The organism is Brucella cytisi, from assembly GCF_038433355.1.
GTDB classification, from domain to species: domain Bacteria; phylum Pseudomonadota; class Alphaproteobacteria; order Rhizobiales; family Rhizobiaceae; genus Brucella; species Brucella cytisi.
This window is the reverse complement of record NZ_JBCAUP010000014.1, coordinates 58,778-84,514: the sequence shown is the minus strand read 5'-3', so window position 1 is coordinate 84,514 and position 25,737 is coordinate 58,778. Positions and strand designations below refer to the sequence as shown.

The following is a 25,737-nucleotide window of genomic DNA, read 5'->3' as shown; positions in this document are numbered from 1 at the left end:
CCAGGGTTGAAGATTATTCATGCCAACGCTCGACAGTATCGACCGCAATATCATCCGTTGCCTGCGCCGTGATGGGCGCATGACCAACAGCCATCTCGCCAGCGAAGTAGGGCTTTCGCAGTCCGCCTGTCTGCGGCGGGTGCAGATATTGGAAGAAAGCGGCGTTATCCGTGGTTATACGGCCATCGTCGGTTCATCCGACGGCGATGAGCGGCTCGTCGCTATCGTACGCATTACGCTTGACCGGCAGACAGAGGAGTTTCTGAATCGTTTCGAGGAAGCGGTGCGGCGGCACCCCGAAGTTCAGGAATGTTATCTCATGACAGGCGATGCGGATTACATTTTGCGCGTCGAAGCCGAAAACGCTGCGGCTTATGAGATCATTCACAAGGAAATCCTGTCGCGATTGCCCGGTGTCGCGCGCATCCATTCCAGTTTCGCAATCCGCACGGTGCTTCTGTCAAAAGCACCGACTTCACGCGGCTGAAATGAAAAAAGCCCGGCACTGACCGGGCTTTCTATCCGAAAGGTCACTTTCTTTAACGGAATTCGTAGCGAAGACCGGCGCGGATCGTGTGCATGTTGAAGCCATTGTCTTTGGCCTGCGTTCCCGTAGCGCCCGGTCCTTCGGCATTGCCGTAAGGGTTGGTGCTGCGATCGGCTGCGTCAAAACCGTAGGCTTTGCCACCGTTGATGCGCATATAGCGGTAACCGACATCAAGCTTGAGCTGCTCGGTGAGATCGTAGCTGACACCGGCCATGAGAGCCATTGCGAAGCGCCAGCTGTCGAGGCCGTCCTTTTCGCTGGAATAGGTGCAGCCTGCGCAGACTTCGTGGGTTTTCCAGTCGTCATATTGCACATAAGCGGCGCCAAGACCCGCGCCGAGATAAGGCGTCACAGGTCCTACACGCGGCAGGTCGACATAGGCGTTTGCCATGGCCGTCCAGATATTGGCTGTCGAGGAATCCTCGTAGTTGCAGTTGTCCTCGACCGGATTGAAGCCCTTGGCAGATTTCACATAGCTCGGACAGGCGGTGCGACCGTTGATGCCTGCACGGAAGAAGTCGAGTGTGGCATCGGCGCGGAACATATCGGTGAAGCGGTAACCGACACCCACGCCGTAAGTTGCGCCTGCTTTGAGGTCGAAATCATCGTAGCGCAGCGTGTCGTCAATGCCGCGATAGGGCGGATCGAACTGGTTCCAGAAGCTCCAGTCGCCATCCGTGCTGGATTTGAAATTGTAACCGAGATCGCCACGAATATACCAGCCGGACGAATTAACCGGTTCCGGCATGGGTTCAATAACAGGGTCTGCAATTATGTCGGCGGCAAACGCCGCTCCTGATCCCGCCATCAGACTGATAGCCACGATGGCAATGGCGGAAGTGCACTTCATCGGTTCCCACTCCAAATCCGAACAGAAAAACGGCTCACAAGCCGTACTGCCGGATATGGTAAAGAGATATGTTTAACACTTGGTTATTTTTAAGTAACCTTGCGGTGCATCAGTCGCCGGTACTCGCGTGTGACGCGATGTTAGGCAAGCAATTTCTAAAGTATAGGAGCCGACGCGAGGTCGGCTCCTGTCGTTATCAGAAGTTTATCGAATGGATGATCGACTTGTCGATATCGTTGATATCCCGCTTGCCGCAGAGCGCCATCGTGACATCCAGTTCCTTGCGGATGATGTCGAGTGCCAGCGTTACGCCGTCCTTGCCCATGGCGCCGAGGCCATAGAGGAACGGGCGACCGATATACACGCCCTGAGCGCCAAGGGCGCGGGCCTTGAGCACATCCTGGCCGGAGCGGATGCCGCCATCGACATGCACTTCGATCTTGTCGCCAACGGCATCAACGATCGGCTGCAGCATGGATATCGAGGACGGTGCGCCATCCAGCTGACGTCCGCCATGGTTCGACACGATGATCGCGTCGGCACCTGATTTGGCTGCCATCTTGGCATCTTCCACATCGAGAATGCCTTTAAGGATCAGCTTGCCGCCCCATTGTTCCTTGATCCAGGCAACGTCGTTCCAGTTGAGCTGCGGATCGAACTGTTCAGCCGTCCATGAGGAGAGCGAAGAAAGGTCGGTAACATTCTTGGCGTGACCGGCAATGTTGCGGAACGTGCGGCGCTGCGTGCCCATCATGCCGAGGCACCAGCCGGGACGGGTTGCCATCTGCCAGATATGCTTCGGGGTGAATTTCGGCGGGGCGGAAAGGCCGTTGCGGATATCCTTGTGGCGCTGGCCGAGAATCTGGAGATCGAGGGTAAGCACAAGAGCCGAACAGCCTGCCGCCTTGGCGCGACCGATCAGGTTCTTCACGAAATCGCGGTCCTTCATCACGTATAGCTGGAACCAGAACGGCTTCTTTGTCACCGAAGCGACGTCTTCGATGGAACAGATGCTCATGGTCGAAAGGGTGAAGGGAACGCCAAAGGCTTCGGCAGCCTGTGCTGCCAGCATTTCACCGTCCGCGTGCTGCATGCCCGTCAGGCCGGTCGGCGCAAGAGCCACCGGCATGGACACTTTCTCGCCGATCATCGTTGTTTCCAGCGAACGGTTCGTCATGTCGACGAGAATGCGCTGGCGCAGCTTGATCTTCTTGAAGTCGTCTTCATTTGAGCGATAGGTCGACTCGGTCCATGCGCCAGAATCCGCGTAATCAAAGAACATCTTGGGGACGCGGCGCTGGGCAAGCCGCTTCAGATCGGCGATTTCAACGATGTTGGGCATCTATCCCACCCCTTGTGGTAATTTTTCTTGACCAATCGCATGACGGATCGCGCGGCCGAAATCAAGTACGAACAAGTATCGAATAACAATTGCCTCGCGGTTAATTGAAGGACCGTGTAATTCCACTTATGATATTGGCACCCGCCCAAGGCATCTTTGCCACTCGAAGAAGGCGGTCCCGCAACTGGGTTAGAGGGTAACGGATGAGCAAGGCCACCAAAACCGGTTTCATCGGCAAGCGATCCGCTGCAGCGGGTGGATGGGGTGCATTGAAAAGCTGCGGCAAGCAATTGCTTGCAAGTGGCGCTCCTCTTTCCGGCGCGCGCACGCTTCTCAAGGCGAACCAGCCGGACGGTTTCGATTGCCCCGGTTGTGCCTGGGGTGATCCGGAGCATGGCTCATCTTTCGAGTTTTGCGAAAACGGTGTGAAGGCTGTCGCCTGGGAGGCGACCGACCGGCGCACGACGCCTGCCTTTTTTCGGGAGCATACGGTTTCGCAGCTGCGCAACTGGACGGATTACGATCTGGAAAATACCGGGCGCCTGACCCATCCGATGCGGTACAATGCTTCGACCGATCAGTATGAAGCCATCGAATGGGATGAGGCGTTCAGGACTATCGGCGACATTCTCAAGAGTTTCGACAGCCCAAACCGGGTCGAGTTCTATACGTCGGGCCGCGCCTCGAACGAGGCTGCGTTTCTGTATCAGTTGTTCGTACGCGCCTATGGGACCAATAATTTCCCCGACTGCTCCAACATGTGCCACGAGGCTAGCGGCGTTGCGCTGAAACAGTCGGTTGGCGTCGGCAAGGGGACTGTCCTGCTGGAAGATTTCGAAATGGCCGATGCCGTTTTCGTTGTCGGTCAGAATCCGGGCACCAACCATCCCCGCATGCTGGGTGATTTGCGTCGTGCTGCAGAGCGCGGTGCGCGCATTGTCGTTTTCAATCCGATCCGCGAACGCGGGCTGGAGCGTTTTGCCGATCCGCAGAACAAGCTTGAAATGCTGCATGGCGGCAGCGAAGCCATAGCGAGCGATTATTTCCAGCCGCGTCTTGGCGGTGATCTTGCCGCTTTCCGCGGTATGGCCAAGGCGGTTTTCGCAGCGGATGATGCCGCACTCGCCGCAGGCAAGCCATCAATCCTCGACCGGGAATTTCTCAGCGCACATACAGCGGAACTGGAAGCCTATCGCGCTGCGGTGGACAGCACGTCGTGGGAAGAAATCGAAGACCAGTCGGGACTTCTCCGGCAGTCGCTTGAGTGCGCCGCAAAGATCTATATGGAATCGGATCGGGTCATCTGCACCTGGGCGATGGGCATCACCCAGCATCGTCATTCGGTGATCACGATCCGCGAAATCACCAATTTCATGCTGCTGCGCGGCAATATTGGCAGGCCCGGTGCGGGTCTCTGTCCGGTGCGCGGTCATTCCAATGTGCAGGGTGATCGCACCGTCGGCATCAACGAACGGCCTCCAGTCGCATTTCTTGATGCGCTGGAAAAGGAATTTGGCTTCAATGTTCCGCGTGAGCCGGGGCACAACGTTCTGGGTGCCATAGGTGCCATGCTCGACGGGTCGGCTCAGGCATTTATCGGTCTCGGCGGCAATTTCGCCCGGGCCACTCCGGATAGTCCGTTGATTTCAAAAGCGCTTTCCGGCCAGCGCCTAACGGTTCATGTCGCAACCAAGCTCAACCATTCGCATCTGGTGCCGGGGCAGGAATCTTTCATCCTGCCTTGCCTTGGCCGCACCGAGATCGACCTCAATTCCAGAGGTGTGGCCCAGATCGTAACAGTCGAAGATTCCATGAGCATGGTGCACGGTTCGGGCGGCATTAATGCGCCTGCTTCATCACATCTTCGTTCGGAAGTGGCGATCATTGCGGGTATGGCGCAGGCGACGCTAGGGCCGCAGCCAGTCAACTGGCTGGAGCTTGCCGACGACTATGATCTTATCCGCAACCATATCGCCCGTGTGTTGCCGGACTTCTACGATTTCAACGCTCGTGTACGGGTTCCGCGTGGCTTCCATTTGCGCAATTCCGCCCGTGAGCTGGAATGGAATACGACAAAGGGCAAGGCCACATTCTGGACCGGCGCCCTTCCGGAAGCTGTCGAGCATCAGCAGGCACGCGGTACGCCGGGGCGTTATGTGCTGCAGACCTTCCGCAGCCACGACCAGTACAACACCACCATTTATGGCATGGATGACCGCTATCGCGGTGTCTATGGCGAACGACAGGTCGTCTTCATGAATGAAGCTGACATGGCGGATATCGGTGTCGAGGCCGGTGACCGGGCTGATATTGTTGGCGAATTCGATGACGGCGTGGAGCGTATCGCGCGCGATTTCCGCTTCGTGCCCTATGACATCCCGCGCGGTTGTATTGCGGGCTACTATCCGGAAATGAACGTGCTGGTGCCGCTCGCCAGTTCTGGTGATGAAAGCTACACGCCCACATCGAAATCGGTGATCGTTTCGTTCCGCCCCCTTAAATCGGCAGCTGCATGATGGATGAGGGCGAAGCGGAATATATGGCGTTCGTCGACGCTTTGATGACGGTGTCCAGCAATTTGACCGGGCTTGGTGCCGGGATCATCGCCGCGCTGGCGCTGGATATCGCGTCGGATAGCCGAACTTTTGCGCGTTCGCTGGGGATCGCTCATGCACTTGTGCTTCGGGAAATTTCAGTGCTCGGGCAGGACCATGGTTATGTGCGGATCAAACAGCGCGATCCGCGCACGCAACGCACACGTTACGAATTGAATGTTGCCGGTAAAAGGCTTGTCGAGGAGGCAACGAGTTAGCCGCCGCCTATATTCTTGAAATTCAACACAACTATATATTTCTACTTATAAATTCTCTGATCGAAGGCAATGCCTACCGATTGCTCCTGAGTAAGTGTTTTCGAAAAGACTTTAATAGCGATAACTATGATTCATCATCTTTTACAACGCCGCTTTTCTCTGCAAAGCTTTAGTTGCATTCTCAACAGAACCAAACCAGTGAGAATCGTGTAAATGGCAGCAAAACCATTCATTTACAGCGTGCAGAATGGGTGGAGGCGCGTTATGGGCCAGCTTGCTCCCCATTTCAAAGCACCCCGTATACTGCTCTTTTGCCTGGGGCTGCTTGCGCCGGGCGCAATGTTGCAGGCGCATGCCGACTCGCTCGACATCGTGCCGGTGGCAGCGGTAAAGGCAGTCGCCAGCGATTATCAACCGAAACTGACCTTATCCGGCGCCATTGCGGCACGGTCGCTTGTCAATGTCTCGTTTCGTTTGAACGGTCAGGTTGTGCAGCGTCTGGTCGAGATCGGCCAGCACGTGGAAAAGGGGCAGCCTCTCGCCAGCATCGATAATGTTGAGCAACAGGCCAATCTGCGCGTTGCACAGGCGTCGAAAGATGCCGCGCAGGCGCAGCTGGTGCAGGCCCAGGCCAATTTTGCGCGACAGAAGGCATTGCTGGCACAAGGGTTCACCACTCGCAGCACCTACGATCAGGCAAACCAGAACCTGCAAACGACGCAAAGCGCTCTTGCCAGCGCTGAAAGCCAGCTCAACGATGCACGCGATCAGCTCTCCTACACTGAATTGCAGGCACCCGTTTCAGGCGTGATTACGGCGCGCAATGTCGAGGCTGGTCAGGTCGTGCAGGCTGCGCAGACAGCGTTCTCGATTGCCGAGGATGGCCCACGTGACGCGGTCTTCGATGTGCAGGAAACACTGGTCAATCATGCCAAAATTGGAATGGACGTAACGATTGCGCTGCTGTCCGATGCGTCGATAAGTGCCGAAGGCAAGGTTCGTGAGATTTCGCCGGTGGTCGATGCGCAGACTGGAACCGTACGGTTAAAGGTCGGCATAGCGCAAACCCCGCCTCAGATGGCACTCGGGGCCACAGTGACCGGCACGGTTCATATGGACACGGTGAAGGTGGTCGTTTTGCCATGGAGCGCAATGACTTCGGATGCCGGGCGTACAGCCGTCTGGAGGCTCTCGAAGGATTCCAAGGTGGCAACGCTGGTTCCGATCAAGGTGCTCTCATACGAAAAGGGGCGACTACTCGTGGAAGGCGGGCTGCAGGAAGGCGAGCTGATCGTCACAAAAGGCGCACAAATGCTGCGTTCCGGCGAACCGACCGAAGTCGTGCAGGAACAGGAAGGACAAGTTGCGCAATGAAGGCGACAATCCAGTTTCCTAACATCCGCACCATGAGCAGTATTGCTGTTATCGCTGCCATGCTTGCGCTTGCCGCTTGCGGAAAAGGTGAAGAGAACACGGCTGAGACGGACCCTGTCCGTCCGGTTCTTTATATGGTGGTCGAGCCCAAGCCCGTAACGCAGACGGGTTTTGCAGGCACGATTGAGCCACGCTATTCCACTGATCTTGCATTCCGTGTGCTCGGGCGAATTATCAATCGGCCTGTTCAGGTGGGGGATATTGTGAAAAAGGACGAGATGGTTGCGATGGTTGATCCATCCAACCTCGATCTTGCCGTTCAGTCTGCGAGGGCTGATCTGGCGAGCGCCGAAGCACAATATGCCAACGCTGCGGCGAGCGAAGAACGCCAGAGCATCCTGCTTAAGGGCAACAACGTTTCGCAAGCCGATTATGATGCCGCCAGACAGGCGCGTGACAGCGCAGAGGCCGGGTTGGAAAAAGCCAGGGCAGGGCTGAAAAAGGCGCAGGATCAGCGCAGTTACGCTGTGCTGCGTCCGGATTATGATGGCGTCATTTCTGCAACGAATGCCGAAGTCGGGCAGGTGGTTGCCGCTGGCCAGACGGTTATGACGGTTGCGCGTCCCGATATTCGCGAAGCAGTGCTCGATATTCCTGACAGCATGACGCAATATTTTGAGCAGGGCACGCCATTCAATGTACAGCTCCAGGCCGATCCGAAAGTGACAGGGCAGGGAACAGTACGCGAGGTGGCGCCGCAGGCTGATGCGCAGACACGCACACGCCGTGTGCGTATTGCTCTCGACAACCCTCCGGAAGGCTTTCGCCTTGGTGCGACGATCCGGGCAGCCAAAGCCGCACCTGAACAGAATCTTGTGACGATGCCGATACAGGCTTTGCTCGACGAAAACGGCAAGACAAGCATCTGGGTCATCGATCCGCATAAACAGACGGTCTCTCTTCATGACGTGCAGGTGACTGAACGGCGCGGCAACAGTTTCGTTGCCGGTGGCGTGGATATCGGAAGCTATGTTGCGATTGCCGGTGTGCATGAGTTGAAAGAAGGACAGAAAGTCCGCCTGGACGAGAAAGGAACGGGCCTGTGAAGAAGGGATTTAATCTGTCTGACTGGGCTCTGAATCATCGGTCTCTGGTCTGGTATTTCATGCTCGTCTTTCTGGTGGCGGGCCTGATTTCCTATCTTGACCTTGGTCGTGAGGAGGATCCGGACTTCACCGTCAAGACGATGGTTGTACAGGCCAACTGGCCCGGCGCCTCCGTCGACGAAACGCTCAATCAGGTCACGGACCGGCTGGAAAAGAAGCTCGAAGAACTGGATACGCTCGATTATACGCGCAGCATAACCACGGCGGGCAAGTCGGTCGTGTTCGTCTTTCTGAAAGACACGACGCGGGCCGAGCAGGTCAAAAAGTCATGGACCGAAGTGCGTCATTTTCTGAACGATATTCAGAATACGCTGCCTCAGGGCGTTCTCGGACCGTATTTTAATGACCAGTTCGGTGACGTTTACGGAAACGTCTATGCATTCACATCGGATGGTCTTTCCATGCGACAGTTGCGGGACTATGCCGAAAGTACGCGGACGAAAATTCTGACATTGCCCAATGCGGGCAAGGTCGAACTGATCGGCGCGCAGGACGAAGCGATCTATCTGGAGTTCTCGACGCGCCAGATTGCAGCGCTTGGACTGGATCAGCAGGCAATCCTGCAGGCCTTGCAGGACCAGAATGCCATTACGCCGTCCGGTGTAGTGGAAGCCGGGCCGGAGCGCATCAGCGTGCGCGTCAGCGGACAGTTCAATTCGGAAGCGGATCTGCGTGCGGTAAACCTGCGCGTTAATGATCGCTTCTTCCGTCTTTCCGACGTCGCGACGATTACGCGCGGCTATGTCGACCCGCCCGCATCCATTTTCCGGGTGAACGGGCACGATGCGATCGGCCTCGGCATTGGCATGAAGCCGAATGGCAACCTGCTCGAATTTGGCGCGGCACTCGACAAAATGATGAGCCAGGTGACGGCGGAACTCCCGGTCGGTGTCAAGGTCTTCAAGGTTGCCGACCAGCCGGAAGTCGTCAAGGACGCTGTTTCGGGCTTTACCGAAGCTCTGTTTGAAGCGGTTATCATCGTTCTGGCGGTGAGCTTCGTCAGTCTTGGGGTGCGAGCGGGTTTTGTCGTTTCGCTTTCGATCCCGCTGGTGTTGGCAATCACCTTCCTGGCGATGTCTTTGATGGATATTTCCCTGCAACGCGTGTCGCTCGGTGCGCTCATCATTGCGCTGGGCCTGCTGGTCGATGACGCGATGATTGCAGTGGAAATGATGGTGGCCCGGCTTGAGCACGGCGATCCCATCAACAAGGCTGCGACCTATGTCTATTCGCATACGGCTTTCCCGATGCTGACAGGCACGCTGGTTACGATTGCCGGGTTCATCCCCATCGGACTGAACAACAGTCAGGCGGGTGAGTACACGTTCACATTGTTCGTAGTGATTGCGGTTTCGCTGCTTGTTTCCTGGATCGTGGCAGTTCTGTTTGCGCCTTTGCTGGGTGTCACTTTCCTGCCGAAGAAAATGAAGGCGCATGAGGAAAAGCACAGCCGTCTTTTCCAGATATTTTCGCAGGTCCTGCTTGCGTCCATGCGGCACAAGTGGATCACGATCATTACGACCATTGCACTTTTCCTCGTTTCGGTTTTCGGCATGGGCTTTATCGAACGGCAGTTCTTCCCGGAATCCGACCGTCCGGAACTGGTGCTCGACTGGACCTTGCCTCAGAACAGTTCCATCACCGACACCAAGGCCCAGATGGAGAAGTTTGAAGCCACGATGCTCAAGGACAATCCCGATGTGGATCACTGGAGCACGTATATCGGGGAAGGTGCTATCCGTTTCATTCTCTCCTTCGACGTGCAGCCAGCAAATCCTTATTTCGGGCAGATGGTCGTTGTCGCGAAGGACCTCGAAGCGCGTGACAGGCTCAAGCAGAAATTCAACGAGGTTCTGCGCAAGGATTATGTCGGGACGGATGTCTATGTGAAGTATCTGGAGCTTGGACCGCCAGTTGGCCGTCCGGTGCAGTATCGCATCTCGGGTCCGGATGTCCAAAAACTGCGCGGTGTTGCACAGGACTTTGCCGGCATCCTCAGTTCCGACAAGCGGCTTGGAGTGGTGAGCTACAACTGGAACGAGCCGGGTCGGGTTATCCGCGTCGACGTCATGCAGGACAAGGCGAGAAAGCTCGGAATTTCCTCGAAGGATATTGCAACGACCCTCAACGGCGTTGTCGGCGGTATCACCATCACCCAGGTGCGGGATTCGATCTATCTGATCGACGTTATTGTGCGGGCACAGAAACACGAACGCGATTCGATCGATACGCTGCAAAGTCTTCAGATCGCAACCGGTAACGGGACGTCGGTGCCATTGGCCGCGATTGCCAATTTCCGATATGAGCTGGAACAGCCGGTTGTCTATCGCCGGTCGCGTATTCCTACGATCACGGTTGCTGCAGGCATTATCGACAAGACGATGCCGGATACGATCGTCAAGGATCTGGCACCTGCCATCAAGACTTTCGCCGACAAGTTGCCGTCCGGTTATCAGATCCAGATTGCTGGCACGGTGGAGGAGAGCGGTAAGAGCCAGGGGCCGATTGCTGCCGTGGTGCCTCTGATGCTGTTCGTCATGGCGACAATCCTGATGATCCAGCTTCAAAGCTTCCAGCGCTTGTTCCTTGTTGTCGCCGTGGCGCCGCTTGGACTGATCGGTGTGGTGGCTGCCTTGTTACCGAGCGGCAAACCGCTCGGCTTCGTGGCCATCCTTGGTGTGCTGGCACTGGTCGGTATTCTTATCCGAAACTCGGTCATTCTGATCGTGCAGGTCGAAGAGCATATCACCGAGGACATGCACCCGTGGGATGCGGTGACGCAGGCCAGTCAGCACCGAATGCGACCCATCGCGCTGACGGCGGCGGCAGCAAGTCTGGCACTGATCCCGATTGCGCGTGAAGTGTTTTGGGGACCAATGGCCTATGCCATGATGGGCGGCATCATAGCGGGCACGGCAATCACGCTTCTCTTCCTGCCGGCACTTTATGTCGCCTGGTTCCGGATCAAGGAGCCCGAGCATGGCGTAGATGAGCCACCAGCCGAGGCGCATCCCGCTCCGCAATCGCATTAAACAAAAAGCCCGGTCATGACCGGGCTTTTTTCATGAGATTGTCACTTGCTATTGGTTCTATATAGGTTCTATTATGTGAAGTATGAATAGAACCACATTGATCACGGCCATCGAAGAGCGCGGTTTGCACGATCCGCAGCTTACGGGGCCGCTTTACCGGAACCTTGCGCGTATTCTCGGTGAACTGATCGAGGAGGGGCAACTTGCGCCCGCTGTCGGACTGCCTCCGGAGCGCGATCTGGCGGAGCAGCTTGGCGTCGGCCGCATCACCGTTCGCAATGCGTATAAGGAACTGCTGACCCAGGGCGCGGTCGAGGCGCGGCGCGGCAGTGGCACCTTCGTTGCCGAACGCCCGGCCCGCATCAGCCAGCATCTCTGGCGCCTGACTTCGTTTTCCGAGGATATGCTGTCGCGTGGCAAGGAGCCGGGCGCACGCGTTGTCACCAACAAGGTTGACAGGCCGTCGCCCGACGAGGCTTTCCGGCTGGGAATCGGCGTTGATACGACGGTGGTGCGGCTGGATCGTCTGCGCCTTGCCGATGGTGTGCCGATGGCCTTCGAGCGGGCTGTGGTCCCGCGCCATTATCTGGATCAGGACCGCGTCGAAGAAGCCTCGCTTTATGGCGCATTGGCAAGGCGCGGCCACAAGCCGGTGCGCGCCTTGCAGCGCCTGACGGCGGTTACACTCGACCCCGGCACGGCACGCCTGCTTGGTGTGCACAGGGGCGCGCCAGCACTTTTGATCGAGCGTGTCTCGCATCTCGAGGACGACCGGATCGTCGAATATACCCGTTCGCACTATCGCGCCGATGCCTATGATTTCGTCGCCGAACTGAAAATTGGAGAATGACCATGAACAGCCCTTCCTCCCTGATGCTGCAGGAAACCGAACAGTCACCTGCCGTCGTCGCCGGTCTGCTTGAGAAGGAGGCAGGCACATTCTCGGAAATCGCGCGCATTTTCCAGAAGAACGAACCTGCCGTCATCACCACCGCCGCGCGTGGTTCGTCCGATCATGCGGCGACATTCTTCAAATATCTGATGGAAATCACGATGGGTATTCCGGTGGCATCCATCGGGCCTTCGGTGGCGTCGGTCTATGGTTCCAAGCTGAAGCTCAAGAACGGATTGCACTTTACCGTGTCGCAATCCGGCGCGAGCCCGGACATTGTTGCAGCGCAGGACGCTGCCAAAAAAGGTGGTGCAACCACAATTGCCGTCGTGAACGTTGTCGATAGCCCGCTGGGTAATGCCGCCGACGTGGTACTCGCGCTCAATGCTGGTGAAGAAAAGAGTGTTGCCGCAACCAAGTCGTTCATTGCTGCGGTTGCAGCGCTGTCGGGCGTAGTCGCTTCGGCCAGCGGCGATGCAAGCCTGCAGGCCGGGCTGCAACGCCTGCCAGAGGCGCTTGCTGCAACACGGCCTGACGGTCGCGAAGCGGTTGAAAATCTCCTTTTCAATGCCCGCTCGCTTTATACCGGCGGTCGCGGCACGGCCTTTGCAATCGCGCTTGAGGCTGCGCTGAAGGCAAAGGAAACCGCCAATATCCATGCGGAAGCCTTCTCTCTGGCAGAGCTGATGCACGGTCCGATGCGTCTGGTGGAAGAAGGTTTCCCGATTATTTCCTTCCTGCCGCGCGATGAAGCGTTCGACACCAACATGCAGGCCCTGAAGCGGTTGCATTCGTTTGGAGCGAGCATCGTGTCGCTATCCGATGCGGAAACGCCGGGCTTCCGACTGCCATCGGCTAGCACAGGCAATGCGCATCTCGATCCGCTGGTTTCCCTCATCAATTATTACCGCGTCATTGAAGCGGTCACGCGCCGCAAGGGTTTTGACCCAGACAAGCCGCGCAATCTCAACAAAGTTACGGTGACGGTATGACAAGAAAATCGGCAATAGCAGGCGCGCGCATTTTCGACGGCGAGCGATTTCACGACCAAAGCGCACTGGTGTTCAGCGATGGCAAGATCGAAGCCATCGTGCCGGAAGCGTCACTAGGCGAAGCCTATGATGTCGAGCGCCTGAACGGTGGCGTTCTGGCACCCGGATTCATCGATGCGCAGGTCAATGGCGGCGGCGGGCGTATGCTCAATGACCAGCCGACACCCGAGACCATGTTCACGATTGCCAAGGGGCATCGCAAATATGGAACGACGAGCCTTCTACCGACGCTGATCACCGACACGACGCCGGTGCGCGATCACGCCATTGAAGCGGCAATTGAGGCAGTCAAGGCCGACAAGGGCGTTGCCGGTCTGCATCTGGAAGGACCGCATCTGGCACCGGCTCGCAAAGGCGCCCATCTGGCGGAACTGATGCGCCCCGTCAACGATGCCGATATCGCGCTCTATATCCATACGGCAAAGCAGATCGGCATCTTGCTGGTCACGCTTGCTGCCGAACAGGTCACGCCTGATCAGGTGCGTCGTTTGAGCGACGGCGGTGTGGTCGTCAGTATCGGCCATAGCGACACGACGGCAGATGAGGCGTTCAAGCGTTTCGATGCCGGTGCGCGAAGCGTGACCCATCTTTTCAACGCCATGAGCCAGATTGGCCATCGTGCACCGGGGCTGGCTGGTGCGGCACTTGATCATCCCGACATCTGGTGCGGTATCGTTGCCGATGGCCATCATGTCGATCCGATGGCGCTGCGGCTTGCTCTTCGGGCGAAACGGGGAGATGCCCACCTGTTCTTCGTGACGGATGCCATGGCTCTGGTCGGTTCGGATTCCGAAAGCTTCGAGATCAACGGGCGTGCCGTCCGCCGTGTGCCAGGCGGCATCTGCTCCAAGCTTGTTCTGGCAGATGGCACCATTGCCGGTTCCGATCTCGATATGGCGTCGGCGGTGCGTTTCGGCGTGGCCGAACTGGAGCTGACGCTGGCCGAGGCACTGCGCATGGCGAGCCATTATCCGGCGCGCTATCTGCATCTCAACGATCGCGGAACGTTCCGTCCCGGCATGCGGATGGACGCCGTCCATCTTGACGATGGGCTGTTTGCGAAAGCCACATGGCTTTCCGGCGAAAAACCGATTTCGGGGTAAGGTCGATGACGGAAATTACGGATCGTTATTTTGATGACCTCATTGCGCGGCTCACCGGCCTGCGTAATCGCCTTGCCGAGCCGATGGCCAAAGCCGCCGAGCTGATTACTGCTGCCGCACTGGCAGACAGCCGCGTCTATGTGTTCGGTACTGGCCATTCGCACATGATGGCGGAAGAACTGCACTATCGCGCGGGCGGATTGGCAATCACTGTGCCGATCCTTTGCGGGGCAATCATGCTGCAGGACGGAGCGGCTGCCAGCTCGCATTTCGAGCGGATCGAAGGAGCTGTGCTGCCGATCCTCGAGCGCTACGGCATTCGCGAAGGTGACGTGCTGATCGTCGTGTCGAACTCCGGTGTGAATGCCGCTCCCATTGAGGCTGCGCGCTATGCACGGGAGAAGGGGGCTGCCGTTATCGCGGTCACTTCCGTCGCCTATTCCAACGTTATCGCCAAGGGCCGCACGCAACTGCTTTCTCTGGCCGATGTCGTGCTGGATAATGATGCGCCAGCGGGCGATGCGGTGCTGGAAGTGGAAGGCAGTGCTTTGAAGGTCGGTCCGGTTTCGACCGCACTTGGCGTCACGATCCTCAATGCCATTTTTGCCGATGTGGCGGCGAAGCTGGTGGGCAAGGGCGACGCACCAATTTATCTGAGCGCCAACATGCCGGGCTCCGGTGAGGTGAACCGGGAACTTGTCACCCGGTATCGTGACCGCAATCCGCATCTTTGATCAAATTAGAGCGATCTTTCTTCCAAAGTCGCTTGATAGCGCAATCCGGTCAGTGCATTACGCATTCTGGCATGGCGGAGGCCGCATCGTGAACTAGTTTCAAGGCGCGCGCTTTGGCTTGCGCCTTCGAAAATTGAGGAAGTCCGATGCATAATTTTGTCCTGACCGTCACCTGCAAGTCCACTCGTGGCATCGTTGCCGCAATCTCGGGTTATCTTGCGGGCAAGGGTTGCAACATCATCGATAGCGCCCAGTTCGATGATCTGGATACCGGTCGTTTTTTCATGCGCGTCAGCTTCATCTCCGAAGAAGGCATAGCGCTTGATGTGCTGCGTGAAGGCTTTGCGCCCGTGGCAGCTCCGTTCGAGATGGAATTTGAATTCCACGATAACGCCCAACGGACAAAAACCTTGCTGATGGTTTCCCGTTTCGGCCATTGCCTGAACGACCTGCTCTATCGCTGGAAGATCGGCGCTCTGCCAATCGATATTGTTGGTGTCGTGTCGAACCATTTCGATTATCAGAAGGTTGTCGTCAATCACGACATTCCGTTCCACCATATCGCCGTGACCAAGGCCAACAAACCGGAAGCTGAACAGCGCCTTCTGGATATTGTCGATGATACAGGCACCGAGCTGGTGGTTCTTGCGCGCTATATGCAGGTTCTGTCCGATCAGCTTTGCCAGAAGATGTCGGGCAAGATCATCAACATCCACCACTCCTTCCTGCCATCCTTCAAGGGCGCGAACCCTTACAAGCAGGCCTATGAGCGCGGTGTGAAACTGATCGGAGCCACGGCGCATTATGTCACCGCTGATCTTGATGAAGGTCCGATCATCGAACAGGATGTCGCCCGTATCACGCACGCACAGAGTGCGGCGGATTATGTGTCTATCGGACGTGATGTCGAAGCGCAGGTTCTGGCACGCGCTGTTCACGCGCATATTCATCACCGCTCGTTCCTCAACGGCAATCGCACGGTCGTATTCCCGGCTAGCCCCGGTTCTTTCGCCTCCGAACGCATGGGGTGATATTGCGGCTCTGGCAGCCTGCAAATCGCGTCTTTTTGCGCTTCCGGTGCTCACGTACTCAAGTACGCTGCGCGCCGGTTCTCAAAAGCCACGATTTTCGGCATGCCATAACCACAATCTCCGCTAATCGCTGATGTTGCGTCAATAAAAAACCCCGCCGAAGCGGGGTTTTCTTTTGATCTGAAATCAGATCGATTAGTCGATGTCGAAGGAAACGCCCTGTGCGAGCGGCAGAGCCTTCGAGTAGTTGATGGTGTTGGTTGCGCGGCGCATGTAGCCCTTCCACGCATCCGAACCCGATTCACGACCGCCACCGGTTTCCTTTTCGCCGCCGAATGCACCGCCAATTTCAGCACCCGAAGTACCGATATTGACGTTCGCAATGCCACAATCCGAACCCTCAGCCGAGAGGAAACGTTCTGCTTCCTGCAGGTTGAGCGTGAAGATCGACGAGGACAGACCTGCGCCAACTTCGTTGTGGCTTGCCAGTACGTCGTCGAAATCGGAATACTTCATGACGTAAAGGATCGGTGCGAAGGTTTCTTCAAGAACCGGACCTTGCTGCTTCGGCATTTCGACGATGGCCGGACGCACATAGTAAGCGTTTTCATGGCCAGCATCGACGCGTTCGCCGCCCTGTACCTTGCCGCCGTGAGCAGCAGCTTCCTTGAGGGCCTTCTGCATGTTGTCGAAAGCAACCTTGTCGATCAACGGACCGACCAGAGCGCTGGTTTCGAGCGGCGAACCAACGGTGACGCTGGCGTAAGCCTTCTGCAGACGCGGAACGAGAGCGTCGTAAACGCTTTCATGTACGAAGAGACGACGCAACGTGGTGCAACGCTGACCGGCAGTGCCCATTGCGCCGAAAGCAATCGCACGCAGAGCCATGTCGAGATCGGCCGACGGGCAGACGATACCGGCATTGTTGCCGCCGAGTTCGAGAATTGCGCGAGCAAAACGCTTGGCCAGACGCGGACCGACTTCGCGGCCCATGCGGGTCGAACCGGTTGCTGAAACGACCGGAACCTTCGGGCTGTCGACGAGGACTTCACCGATTTCACGGTCGCCGAGCAGAAGCAGCGAGAGGCCTTCCGGTGCATCGCCGAAACGCTTCAGCGCGCGCTTGAAGATTGCATCGCAGGCAAGAGCGGTCAGAAGGGTCTTTTCAGACGGCTTCCAGACAACCGAGTTGCCGCAAACGATTGCAAGGGCAGCATTCCACGACCAGACAGCAACGGGGAAGTTGAAGGCAGAGATAACGCCGACAACACCGAGTGGATGCCAGGTTTCCATCATGCGATGGCCAGCGCGTTCGGTTGCAATGGTGAGACCGTAGAGCTGGCGCGACAGACCGACGGCGAAATCGCAGATGTCGATCATTTCCTGTACTTCGCCGAGACCTTCGGAAGGAATCTTGCCAGCTTCGAGCGAAACAAGACGGCCGAGGTCTTCCTTGGAAGCGCGCAGTTCTTCACCGAGCAGGCGGATCAGTTCGCCGCGCTTCGGTGCCGGAACGTTGCGCCAGGCGCGGAAGGCTTCATCGGCCTTGTCGATGATCTTGACAGCATCTTCCTTGCTGTGGGTTTTGACCGCAGCAATCTGTTCGCCCGAAACAGGGCTGAAACCGGCAAGGTCGCCACCGGTATAAGCGGATGCATCGACGCCGAGTTTGGAAAGCAGATCGGCGGCTTCCTTCTTCACGTCGATTTTTCTAACAGCGGTGTTCATGGCTTTCCTCTCTGTATGAGTTGTTTGCGCATAGTCCTGTCCAAAAAGTCTGCAACTTTTCGGGGCTATGCGTTTATTCTGCCGCTTCGAGGCCCTTTAGGCCTGCCTGAACGGCTTCGATGGATTCGCGTTCGATGCGGGCATAGTGCTCGAACTCATTAAGCACTTTCGCACCCAGATCATCCTCGAAACGCTTCTGGTTCGGGCTTTCAACAAATTCCTGTGTTTCGTCGTCGCCCAGATTGGACTGGAATATACCGGCAGCACTCACCGGCAGGAAGTCTTCATAGATGATCGGGTCGAACTGAACCGCGCCAGCTTCAATCAGAACCTCAATATCGGTGCCCGGCTTGTAAGCTTCAAGCTTTGCAGCGTCCTTGACCGAATAGGCGAAGTAGCCGAGGCCTTCTTCGCGCACGCCAGCCCATGTGTCCGGGAAAGCCGCAAAAGTGCCGCTCAGCGCCTTCACATATTCAGCTGCATTCGAGCCGTCTGGGGCAGGGCGGGCAATGGCGCGGGTGTCGTTGAGCAGCTTGTCGTAAAGCGCGCGACCCTTCGGCGTAAGCGCTACGCCGCGCTGTTCGATTTCACCGAAACGGGCAGTGTGCGAGCCCGGCGTCCAGGTGCCGTCTGCATTGACGAAGGACACTTCTTCTTCCAGCGCCTTGAACGAGGTCTGGCGCAAAAGGATCGGGCACTTGCGGGTCGGAGGACCTTCGACGACGGCTTTCGGGTTAATACCACGATCCGGCATCTGAACCTGCACGGCGTCGATGTCGAGCGTGCGCGGCGTCAGATGGTTGATATGTGGGCCCTTGAACGACACGACATCGGCGATCAAGCGATGCGCGTCATGCAGGCGATGGTAAAGCTCGGCGCTGACATTGGCATGATCGTGCCAGCGGAAGGTTTCCAGTACTTCAGCAACAAAGGCTTTCGCGTCGTCGTCGTTGAGGCCGCCTTCGGCTTCAGCCTTTTCGACAAAAGCGATGGCTCCGGCAGTGAAGATGTTGCGCTTCAACAGGACTTCTTCCGATTCAGCGCGCAGCTTTTCATCGGCGATGAGGTCGAGGCGCAGAAGCGAGGTGAAGACACGGAACGGATTGTGCTTCAGTGCCGCATCGTCAACCGGGCGGAAGGCGGTCGAATGAACTGGAACGCCTGCGGCGCTGAGGTCGTAATAGCCGACCGGGAACATGCCCATGACCGCGAAAACACGGCGCATCATGGAAAGTTCAGCAGCAGTGCCGAGGCGGATCGCGCCGTGACGTTCTTCAGAGATGCGTTCAAGCGAATCTGTTTCCGTCAGACGTTCATGTAGGTGACTGTCATCAGCAAGCACCTTGGCGTTCACATCGGCAACGAGTTCCATCAATGTGCCATAAGCAGGTACTTCCTGCTTGTACATGGCGGACATTGCTGCCGAAAAAGCCGAGCGAATGGCGTCCGGTGAAACGAATTTCTGGTCTTTCATGGCGAAAATTTCCGTCGAGTGGGGCATCTTCGGGTGGTGCATGTCTTGTTTGGGAGGAACATGCATGGATTATGATGAAAATGTATCATATAGACCGTTTTGCGGTTATGCTTGCGACGAAAGCAACTATGTTAATGCGAGAATGGAATGAAGCTGAGCAGAAGACTGATCCCGGATATCGCCACGCTGCAGGCATTCGAGTGTGCCGCCCGTCACGGCAGTTTCACGCAGGCTGCGCATGAGCTCAATCTCACCCAGAGCGCTGTCAGCCGTCAGATCAAGGATCTTGAAAGCCAGCTCGGTGTTCTGTTGTTCGAACGCATCCGCCAGCGCATTCTGCTTTCCGACGCAGGCAGGAAATTTTTGCCGGAAGTGCGGCGTCTTCTGAACCAGACGGAGGACACGATGTTGCGCGCCATGGCTTCGGCGCAATCAACGTCTTCTTTCAGTGTGGCTACATTGCCGACATTCGGCACGCGCTGGCTGATGCCGCGTATTTCAGATTTCATCGAAAAGCATCCCGGCATTGCCATCAATGTCGCGTCGCGCTCCGGTGTCTTCGATTTCGAGGAGCAGCCGTTCGATCTGGCCATCCATTATGGACAGCCGGTGTGGGCACACGCCACCTGCACTTTCCTGTGCAGCGAGGTCATCGTGCCGGTTGCCAGCCCGGCCCTGTTGAAAGCGCGTCATCCGTCCGCCCCGGAAGAGCTTGAGAATGAGCCCTTGCTGCATCTTGCGACGCGGCCCAAAATGTGGGCGCAATGGTTTGAAAGCTGCGGTGTCGAGGGGCGGTCGGCCTATCGGGGACATCGCTTCGATCAGTTCTCGATGGTCATTGGCGCGGCGTTGGCCGGTCTGGGTTTCGCGCTTCTGCCGCTTTATCTGATTGAACAGGAATTGCTCAGCGGTGAGTTGGTCATGCTTTTCGAGAAGCCGATGCGAACCGAGAATGAATATTATCTCGTCGTGCCGGAAGGAAAGTTGGAAAATCCGCTGACGCAGGTGTTCTGTCAGTGGATCGCCGGGCAGGTAGGAAATACGGATTATTCGCCGTTGGTTCATTCCAAACCGGAATGAATTGTTGCGCAAATAACGCTGTCCAACCGGCTTTCGCGGCGTGAAATAGAAACAGTCGGGCAGGGTGCCCGTATTCCACTATTTAAAATGGTTGCTCTCAATGCTGAACGATCCGCGCTCCCATGGTCTTTGGGAAAAGACCGCCCCTGCCGCCCCCGAGACGAATGCGCTGCAAGGTGATCTGACTGCGGATGTCGTGATTGTGGGTGGAGGTTTCACCGGTCTTTCGACCGCTCTGCATCTGGCCGAAAAAGGCACGCGAGCCATCGTTCTCGAAGGTATCGAGATCGGTTATGGCGGTTCGGGCCGCAATGTGGGTCTGGTCAATGCGGGCATGTGGGTCATGCCGGATGATCTGCCCGGCGTGCTTGGCCAGAAATATGGTGACCGGTTGCTCGATGTCCTCGGCAATGCGCCGAAGCTCGTCTTCGAAATCGTTGAGAAGCACAAGATCGCCTGTGAAGTCGAGAAGCAGGGCACGCTTCATTGCGCTGTTGGCAAGAAGGGCCTGAAGGAACTTGAAGACCGCCATGAGCAGTGGGCGCGCCGCGGCGCCAATGTGAAGCTGCTCGACGCCAAAGAAACCGAAGCCAAGGTTGGAACCAAGGCCTATGCTGGATCGCTGCTCGATCTGCGCGCCGGTACGATCCAGCCGCTCGCTTACGTGCGCGGGCTTGCCCATGCCGCCATTACCGCTGGCGCGACAGTATTTACCGGAAGCCCGGTGATCGGTGCCGAAGAAAAGAACGGCAAATGGGTGGTCAAGACTGCCAAGGGTTCCGTGACGGCCAACTGGGTGGTTGTGGCGACGAATGCCTACACCAATGCGCCATGGCCGGAAGTGCGCGCCGAGCTTGTGCATCTGCCCTATTTCAACATGGCCACCAAGCCTCTTTCGGACAATATCAAGCGCTCCATTCTGCCGGAACGTCAGGGTGTGTGGGATACAAAGGAAGTCCTTTCATCCTTCCGTTTCGACCAACAGGGCCGCCTTGTCTTCGGAAGCGTTGGCGCGCTGCGCAATACCGGCGCTGCCGTGCATAAGGCATGGGCGAAGAAATCGTTGAAGCGTCTTTTTCCGCAGATTGGCGAGGTCGAGTTCGAAGCCGAATGGTATGGCAAGATCGGCATGACCAATGACAGCCTGCCGAAATTCCATCGCCTCGCGCGCAATGTGGTTGGATTCTCCGGTTACAACGGCCGTGGCATCGCGCCGGGCACAGTCTTCGGAAAACTGCTTTCGCAGCTTGTTTCAGGCGAGATTAACGAAGACGATCTGCCGCTGCCGGTCAGCGATCCGAAGGAACAGAATTTCCGCGGTCTGCGTGAAGCCTATTACGAGGCGGGTGCGCAGGTTGCACATGTCGCCGAGATTGTTATCTGATCTGTTGATCTTTTTACCGGGAATGCGTTTGCGGTTGTCATAAAACCGCATTGCAATTCCTCTAATGCCATCCGCATCTTCTCCATACTTGGAGATACGGATGGCTGTTCGGCAAAACATTCAATGTCTTACAAGCCTTCCGATGGTTATGATTCCGCCGGGAGGCTTTTGCTTTTCCGGGTTCACGTTGCAGGATGTTTGACAGGTGCACCATGAATGGAAATGATCGTGCCTATCGCCATGGCAGTATCTGCGCGCTATCACTTCGCACGCGTCAGGATTGTACCGGCATCGCTGGTCATGCTGGCGAACATTATACAGAAATTCGAGGAGCGAATCCCATGAACAAGATGCTGAAGCGGGCTGCTGTCGTACCTGCGCTTCTTGCTCTTTCCATTGCCGTGGCACAGGCTGATACGCTGACGCTCTATACGTCACAGCCGGAAGCGGATGCGACAAAGACGGTTGAAGCTTTCCGCAAGGCCAATCCGGACACCGATGTGCAGATTTTCCGCTCTGGCACGAGCGAACTCCTCACCAAGCTTGCCGCCGAGTTTTCGGCTGGCGCGCCGCAGCCTGACGTTCTGCTGATCGCTGATGCGGTGACGATGGAAGGTCTCAAGAAGGACAAGCGCCTGCTTAGCTATCCGGAAGCCAAGGTTGATGGTTTTGCTGCGGATAGCTATGACGCCGACAAGACCTATTTCGGCTCCAAACTGATCACCACTGGCATCGCCTACAACACGGGTGCCGCACAGAAGCCGGAACATTGGGCCGATCTCGCCAAGGCCGATTACAAAGGCCAGGTGGTCATGCCAAGCCCGCTTTATTCGGGCGCTGCTGCCTATCTCCTGAGCGGCTTTGCACTCAATAAGGATATTGGCTGGGATTACTTCAAGAACCTCAAGGCCAATGAGCTGGCAAGCGTTAAAGGCAATGGCGCCGTGCTGAAGTCGGTTGCGAGCGGCGAAAAGCCATATGGCATTCTGGTTGACTTCATGGCGCTCAATGCCAAGGCCAAGGGTTCGCCGATCGAGTTCGTCTTCCCGTCGGAAGGTGTGCCTGCCGTGACCGAACCGGTTGCGATCATGGCAACCGCCAAGAACGTCAACGGTGCCAAGAAGTTCGTCGATTTCATCCTGTCGGATGATGGCCAGAAGCTGGCATTGGAGCAGGGCTATCTGCCTGCCAAGGAAGGCGTTGGTCGCCCGGCATGGCTGCCGGAAGGCACCAAGATCAATATCATGTCTATCGACACCCAGAAGGTTCTCGATCAGACTGATGCCGACAAGAAGCAGTTTTCCGAGCTGTTCGGCGGATAAGGCATTTTAATGCGCATGTTCCGAGATCTTCAGGGCCGTGATGCGGCCCTGATTATTGGTGTAACGCTTATTGTTGCAGTGCTGTCGCTTCTGCCAATGGGCAGGCTGCTGGTCGAACTGGTCGCGCCGCAGGGGCAGTTTTCGACCTCGGCGCTGGTGGAAACGCTTGGCAGTCAATCGACCTGGGTAGCGACATGGCATTCGCTGCAGATCGGCATTGGCGGCACGCTGCTGGCGCTGGCGTTTGGCATTGTTGCGGCGCTGCTCGTCGGTCTCACCGACATGCGCGGGCGCAATGTCTTTGTGCTTTTCTACGTCACCCCGCTGCTGATTGCCCCGCAGGTAACAGCGCTGGCGTGGCTCCAGCTATTCGGGCCTTCCAGCCAGTTCCTCAAGATCATCGGCATGGCGCCGCCGCTTGGCAGCCGCAATCCGCTCTATTCTGTCTGGGGCATTATTTTTCTGCTTGGCGTACAATATGGACCGCTGGTCTTTCTGATCGTGCGGGCAGGCCTGCGCAAACTCCCACGCGAACTGGTGGAAGCGGGTCTGAGTGCCGGTGCCAGCAAATGGACAGTTCTGCGCACCATCATCCTGCCGCTGATGACGCCGTCGATCATCGGCGCAGCCGCTCTGGCCTTCGTCTCCTGCGTCGGCAATTTCGGCATCCCAGCCTTCTTGGGAATTCCGTCCAATTATCTGGTTCTGCCGACGCTGATTTATCAGCGTCTTGCGGGCGGCGGCCCAGCTGTGCTGTCCAGCGTCGCCGTGCTGTCGGTTCTGATCGGGCTGATTGCAATGGCAGGCATCGCCGCGCAGGAATATGCCTCGCGCCGCCGCGATTTTCGCATTGTTTCGACGTCGCTGCCTGCTGCACCCTTCGCGCTTGGCCGCTGGCGCGTGTTGGTGGAAGCCGCGGCATGGCTCCTGATTGTTATCGTGCTGTTTCTGCCGTTGATCGGTCTTACGTTGTCCGCTCTGGTTCCGGCCTATGGTGTGCCGCTGACATTTGCGACGGCAACAGCCGAGAATTTCCGTTTCGTGCTGCTTGAACATGCTGGTGCTGCGCGCGCTTTCCGCAACAGTGCGGTTCTGTCGTTGGCGGCAGCATTCTTTGCGGTGCTGATAGCAGTTCCGCTTGCCTATATGCTGGCATGGCGTAAACGGCGCTGGACGCCGATCCTCAATTTCGCAGCCGAGATGCCCTATGCGTTACCGGGCGTAGTTCTCGCGATTGCCTGTCTGCTGATGTTCTTAAAGCCGCTGCCAGTGGTTGGTGTTAGCCTCTACAACACGCTTTGGATCATACTGTTTGCCTATCTTGCGCGCTTCTTCGTGCTGGCGCTGCGGCCAACGGTTGCCGGGCTGCACCAGATCGACCGTGCTTTGGAAGAAGCAGCGCGCGTTGCGGGGGCGGGGCTTTTCTATCGGCTGCGGACCATTATATTCCCTCTGGTCGCCCCGGCGACGCTTGCAGGCGGCGTGCTCATTTTCATGACCGCCTTCTGTGAGCTGACGGTTTCAGCGCTTCTTTGGGCGTCGGGATCGGAAACGCTGGGCGTGGTGATGTTTTCTTTCGAACAGGCGGGCGATTCCGCCTATGCGGCTGCCATATCCATTCTGGCCGTTGCGGTGACATTCATGCTGATGCTTGCAACAAATCTGTTTGCGCGGCGTCTTCCAAACGGAGTGCTGCCATGGCGCGACTGAAAATCGCTTCTGTTTCCAAGGCCTTCAACGAGTTTCAGGCCCTGTCTGAAGTGTCGCTCGATGTGAAGGACGGCGAGTTTGTTGCTATTCTCGGACCATCCGGCTGCGGCAAGACCACACTTCTGCGGATGATTGCAGGTTTTGAAGACGTCGATGGCGGCGAAATCCACATTGGTGACAGCCGCGTTTCCCATGTTGACGGGAACGTGCCGCCGGAGAAGCGGCAGGTCGGTATCGTCTTCCAGAACTATGCGCTCTGGCCGCATATGACGGTCGAAGAGAATGTCGGCTATAGTCTGCGGGTGGCCAAAGTTGCCAAAGCCGAGCGCGAGGCTCGTGTGAAGCAAGCGCTCGCGCTGGTCGATCTCGACGGTTTCGGTGATCGCCGCCCGGCCAATCTTTCGGGTGGTCAGCGGCAGCGCGTGGCATTGGCCCGTTGTCTGGTGGCTGCGCCTTCGCTGGTATTGTTTGACGAGCCACTCGCCAATCTCGACGTGCATTTGCGTGCTTCGATGGAAAACGAGTTTGCGGCTTTCCACAAGCGTACCGGTACGACGATTATCTACATCACGCATGACCAGGCTGAGGCCATGGCGCTTGCCGACCGGATTGCGGTTCTCGACCATGGCAAGCTTCAGCAGTTCGATACGCCGCGCAAGCTTTACGAAGAACCGGCTAGCGAAATGGTCGCGTCCTTCATCGCGCACGGCATGGTTCTGCCTGCGGAGGTCGTGTCCTTTGCGCAAGCGGGACAGTGCGAGGCGCTGGTGCTGGGAAGCCGGGCGCAGGTGCGTTGTTCTGGCATTGAAATGCCGCGTGCCAATGCACAGCTCTGCGTTCGTGCAGAAGATCTGACATTGACCGAAACCGGCGGTATTCCCGTGCGGGTCAAGCGTTCGGTCTATCGCGGTGGCGGTTCGCGCATCGAGGCACATCCGCTCAGCAAGCCCGATATTCACCTGCATTTTGAAGTGTGCGATCCGGTAAGACTGGAAGAAGGCGATGAGGTTCGCATCGCTATTCGCGGTGGCTGGATCATTCCCACCGATGAAATGCCGGTGAGAAAAGTCTCAACCGGCTTTCCAATCGGCAACAAGATTTAGC

20 protein-coding genes are annotated in these 25,737 nt (G+C 57.2%); 16 read left to right on the top strand and 4 right to left on the bottom strand.

All coding sequences use genetic code 11. From position 1 onward, the window contains the following. Positions 1 to 19 precede the first annotated feature (19 nt). On the top strand, positions 20 to 487 hold the full coding sequence (locus AAE521_RS15165; RefSeq protein ID WP_010659515.1) for an Lrp/AsnC family transcriptional regulator: 468 nt from the start codon (positions 20 to 22) through the stop codon (positions 485 to 487). 52 nt (positions 488 to 539) lie between these two features. On the opposite strand, the gene AAE521_RS15160 is transcribed toward AAE521_RS15165, so the two are convergent. Together AAE521_RS15160 and AAE521_RS15155 are read right to left on the bottom strand one after the other, a co-directional pair. Then, entirely contained in the window at positions 540 to 1,397 is an 858-nt protein-coding gene (locus tag AAE521_RS15160) for an outer membrane protein (protein ID WP_010659516.1), read from the bottom strand. Between the two features lie 196 nt (positions 1,398 to 1,593). Then, a complete protein-coding gene (locus AAE521_RS15155) occupies positions 1,594 to 2,739 on the bottom strand; it encodes an alpha-hydroxy acid oxidase (RefSeq protein ID WP_036585574.1) in 1,146 nt (381 codons plus the stop codon). 203 nt (positions 2,740 to 2,942) lie between these two features. Between AAE521_RS15155 and AAE521_RS15150 the strand changes: the two genes are divergently transcribed. The 10 genes from AAE521_RS15150 (at position 2,943) to purU (ending at position 15,935) form a co-directional block, all read left to right on the top strand. Continuing rightward, a complete protein-coding gene (locus AAE521_RS15150) occupies positions 2,943 to 5,255 on the top strand; it encodes an FdhF/YdeP family oxidoreductase (protein ID WP_342061745.1) in 2,313 nt (770 codons plus the stop codon). Then, positions 5,252 to 5,551 carry a hypothetical protein gene (locus AAE521_RS15145; protein ID WP_342061744.1) on the top strand — a complete coding sequence of 100 codons (300 nt, stop codon included), beginning with the start codon at positions 5,252 to 5,254 and terminating at the stop codon, positions 5,549 to 5,551. Before AAE521_RS15150 ends, AAE521_RS15145 begins: the two co-directional genes overlap by 4 nt. 339 nt (positions 5,552 to 5,890) lie before the next feature. Beyond that, positions 5,891 to 6,925, top strand: coding sequence for an efflux RND transporter periplasmic adaptor subunit (locus tag AAE521_RS15140; protein WP_373418740.1), 1,035 nt, complete (start codon positions 5,891 to 5,893; stop codon positions 6,923 to 6,925). 32 nt (positions 6,926 to 6,957) lie between these two features. Continuing rightward, complete coding sequence (locus AAE521_RS15135; RefSeq protein ID WP_374864810.1) at positions 6,958 to 8,031, top strand: efflux RND transporter periplasmic adaptor subunit; 1,074 nt, start codon at positions 6,958 to 6,960, stop codon at positions 8,029 to 8,031. After that, positions 8,028 to 11,123 carry an efflux RND transporter permease subunit gene (locus tag AAE521_RS15130; RefSeq protein ID WP_342061742.1) on the top strand — a complete coding sequence of 1,032 codons (3,096 nt, stop codon included), beginning with the start codon at positions 8,028 to 8,030 and terminating at the stop codon, positions 11,121 to 11,123. Before AAE521_RS15135 ends, AAE521_RS15130 begins: the two co-directional genes overlap by 4 nt. Positions 11,124 to 11,205: 82 nt before the next feature. Then, on the top strand, positions 11,206 to 11,973 hold the full coding sequence (locus AAE521_RS15125) for a GntR family transcriptional regulator (RefSeq protein WP_151663750.1): 768 nt from the start codon (positions 11,206 to 11,208) through the stop codon (positions 11,971 to 11,973). Positions 11,974 to 11,975: 2 nt separating this feature from the next. Further along, a complete protein-coding gene (locus tag AAE521_RS15120; protein WP_125300025.1) occupies positions 11,976 to 13,007 on the top strand; it encodes an SIS domain-containing protein in 1,032 nt (343 codons plus the stop codon). Further along, positions 13,004 to 14,170 (top strand): N-acetylglucosamine-6-phosphate deacetylase, encoded by a 1,167-nt coding sequence (nagA, locus tag AAE521_RS15115; protein WP_342061741.1) that lies wholly within the window; start codon positions 13,004 to 13,006, stop codon positions 14,168 to 14,170. Before AAE521_RS15120 ends, nagA begins: the two co-directional genes overlap by 4 nt. Positions 14,171 to 14,175: 5 nt before the next feature. Further along, entirely contained in the window at positions 14,176 to 14,904 is a 729-nt protein-coding gene (locus AAE521_RS15110; RefSeq protein ID WP_342061740.1) for an SIS domain-containing protein, read from the top strand. Positions 14,905 to 15,050: 146 nt separating this feature from the next. Continuing rightward, positions 15,051 to 15,935, top strand: a complete 885-nt coding sequence (gene purU, locus AAE521_RS15105; RefSeq protein ID WP_342061739.1) for a formyltetrahydrofolate deformylase — start codon at positions 15,051 to 15,053, stop codon at positions 15,933 to 15,935. 195 nt (positions 15,936 to 16,130) lie between these two features. Here the strand turns inward: purU and amaB are convergent, their stop codons facing one another. Together amaB and hglS are read right to left on the bottom strand one after the other, a co-directional pair. After that, positions 16,131 to 17,663 carry an L-piperidine-6-carboxylate dehydrogenase gene (amaB, locus tag AAE521_RS15100; RefSeq protein WP_010659528.1) on the bottom strand — a complete coding sequence of 511 codons (1,533 nt, stop codon included), beginning with the start codon at positions 17,661 to 17,663 and terminating at the stop codon, positions 16,131 to 16,133. A gap of 73 nt (positions 17,664 to 17,736) precedes the next feature. Continuing rightward, complete coding sequence (gene hglS, locus AAE521_RS15095; RefSeq protein ID WP_342061738.1) at positions 17,737 to 19,137, bottom strand: 2-oxoadipate dioxygenase/decarboxylase HglS; 1,401 nt, start codon at positions 19,135 to 19,137, stop codon at positions 17,737 to 17,739. A 147-nt stretch (positions 19,138 to 19,284) separates the two neighbouring features. On the opposite strand from hglS, the gene AAE521_RS15090 reads away from it, so the two are divergent. From AAE521_RS15090 to AAE521_RS15070, 5 genes are all read left to right on the top strand, one after another. Further along, entirely contained in the window at positions 19,285 to 20,217 is a 933-nt protein-coding gene (locus AAE521_RS15090) for a LysR family transcriptional regulator (protein ID WP_010659530.1), read from the top strand. Positions 20,218 to 20,317: 100 nt separating this feature from the next. Continuing rightward, complete coding sequence (locus AAE521_RS15085; RefSeq protein ID WP_125300028.1) at positions 20,318 to 21,601, top strand: NAD(P)/FAD-dependent oxidoreductase; 1,284 nt, start codon at positions 20,318 to 20,320, stop codon at positions 21,599 to 21,601. Positions 21,602 to 21,942: 341 nt separating this feature from the next. Further along, a complete protein-coding gene (locus AAE521_RS15080; protein WP_029376048.1) occupies positions 21,943 to 22,923 on the top strand; it encodes an ABC transporter substrate-binding protein in 981 nt (326 codons plus the stop codon). Positions 22,924 to 22,932: 9 nt separating this feature from the next. Then, positions 22,933 to 24,633: an ABC transporter permease gene (locus AAE521_RS15075; RefSeq protein ID WP_010659533.1), complete on the top strand. Its 1,701-nt coding sequence runs from the start codon at positions 22,933 to 22,935 to the stop codon at positions 24,631 to 24,633. After that, positions 24,621 to 25,736 (top strand): ABC transporter ATP-binding protein, encoded by a 1,116-nt coding sequence (locus AAE521_RS15070; RefSeq protein WP_010659534.1) that lies wholly within the window; start codon positions 24,621 to 24,623, stop codon positions 25,734 to 25,736. The genes AAE521_RS15075 and AAE521_RS15070 overlap by 13 nt, the downstream gene beginning before the upstream one ends. The last annotated feature ends 1 nt before the right edge of the window (position 25,737 follow it).

Excerpts from the sequence above, each read along its gene's own strand:
- AAE521_RS15165 (WP_010659515.1), top strand. The coding sequence starts at position 20 with ATGCCAACGCTCGACAGTATCGACCGCAATATCATCCGTTGCCTGCGC.
- AAE521_RS15160 (WP_010659516.1), bottom strand. The coding sequence starts at position 1,397 with ATGAAGTGCACTTCCGCCATTGCCATCGTGGCTATCAGTCTGATGGCG.
- AAE521_RS15155 (WP_036585574.1), bottom strand. The coding sequence starts at position 2,739 with ATGCCCAACATCGTTGAAATCGCCGATCTGAAGCGGCTTGCCCAGCGC.
- AAE521_RS15150 (WP_342061745.1), top strand. The coding sequence starts at position 2,943 with ATGAGCAAGGCCACCAAAACCGGTTTCATCGGCAAGCGATCCGCTGCA.
- AAE521_RS15145 (WP_342061744.1), top strand. The coding sequence starts at position 5,252 with ATGATGGATGAGGGCGAAGCGGAATATATGGCGTTCGTCGACGCTTTG.
- AAE521_RS15140 (WP_373418740.1), top strand. The coding sequence starts at position 5,891 with ATGTTGCAGGCGCATGCCGACTCGCTCGACATCGTGCCGGTGGCAGCG.
- AAE521_RS15135 (WP_374864810.1), top strand. The coding sequence starts at position 6,958 with ATGAGCAGTATTGCTGTTATCGCTGCCATGCTTGCGCTTGCCGCTTGC.
- AAE521_RS15125 (WP_151663750.1), top strand. The coding sequence starts at position 11,206 with ATGAATAGAACCACATTGATCACGGCCATCGAAGAGCGCGGTTTGCAC.
- AAE521_RS15120 (WP_125300025.1), top strand. The coding sequence starts at position 11,976 with ATGAACAGCCCTTCCTCCCTGATGCTGCAGGAAACCGAACAGTCACCT.
- nagA (WP_342061741.1), top strand. The coding sequence starts at position 13,004 with ATGACAAGAAAATCGGCAATAGCAGGCGCGCGCATTTTCGACGGCGAG.
- AAE521_RS15110 (WP_342061740.1), top strand. The coding sequence starts at position 14,176 with ATGACGGAAATTACGGATCGTTATTTTGATGACCTCATTGCGCGGCTC.
- purU (WP_342061739.1), top strand. The coding sequence starts at position 15,051 with ATGCATAATTTTGTCCTGACCGTCACCTGCAAGTCCACTCGTGGCATC.
- amaB (WP_010659528.1), bottom strand. The coding sequence starts at position 17,663 with ATGAACACCGCTGTTAGAAAAATCGACGTGAAGAAGGAAGCCGCCGAT.
- hglS (WP_342061738.1), bottom strand. The coding sequence starts at position 19,137 with ATGAAAGACCAGAAATTCGTTTCACCGGACGCCATTCGCTCGGCTTTT.
- AAE521_RS15090 (WP_010659530.1), top strand. The coding sequence starts at position 19,285 with ATGAAGCTGAGCAGAAGACTGATCCCGGATATCGCCACGCTGCAGGCA.
- AAE521_RS15085 (WP_125300028.1), top strand. The coding sequence starts at position 20,318 with ATGCTGAACGATCCGCGCTCCCATGGTCTTTGGGAAAAGACCGCCCCT.
- AAE521_RS15080 (WP_029376048.1), top strand. The coding sequence starts at position 21,943 with ATGAACAAGATGCTGAAGCGGGCTGCTGTCGTACCTGCGCTTCTTGCT.
- AAE521_RS15075 (WP_010659533.1), top strand. The coding sequence starts at position 22,933 with ATGCGCATGTTCCGAGATCTTCAGGGCCGTGATGCGGCCCTGATTATT.
- AAE521_RS15070 (WP_010659534.1), top strand. The coding sequence starts at position 24,621 with ATGGCGCGACTGAAAATCGCTTCTGTTTCCAAGGCCTTCAACGAGTTT.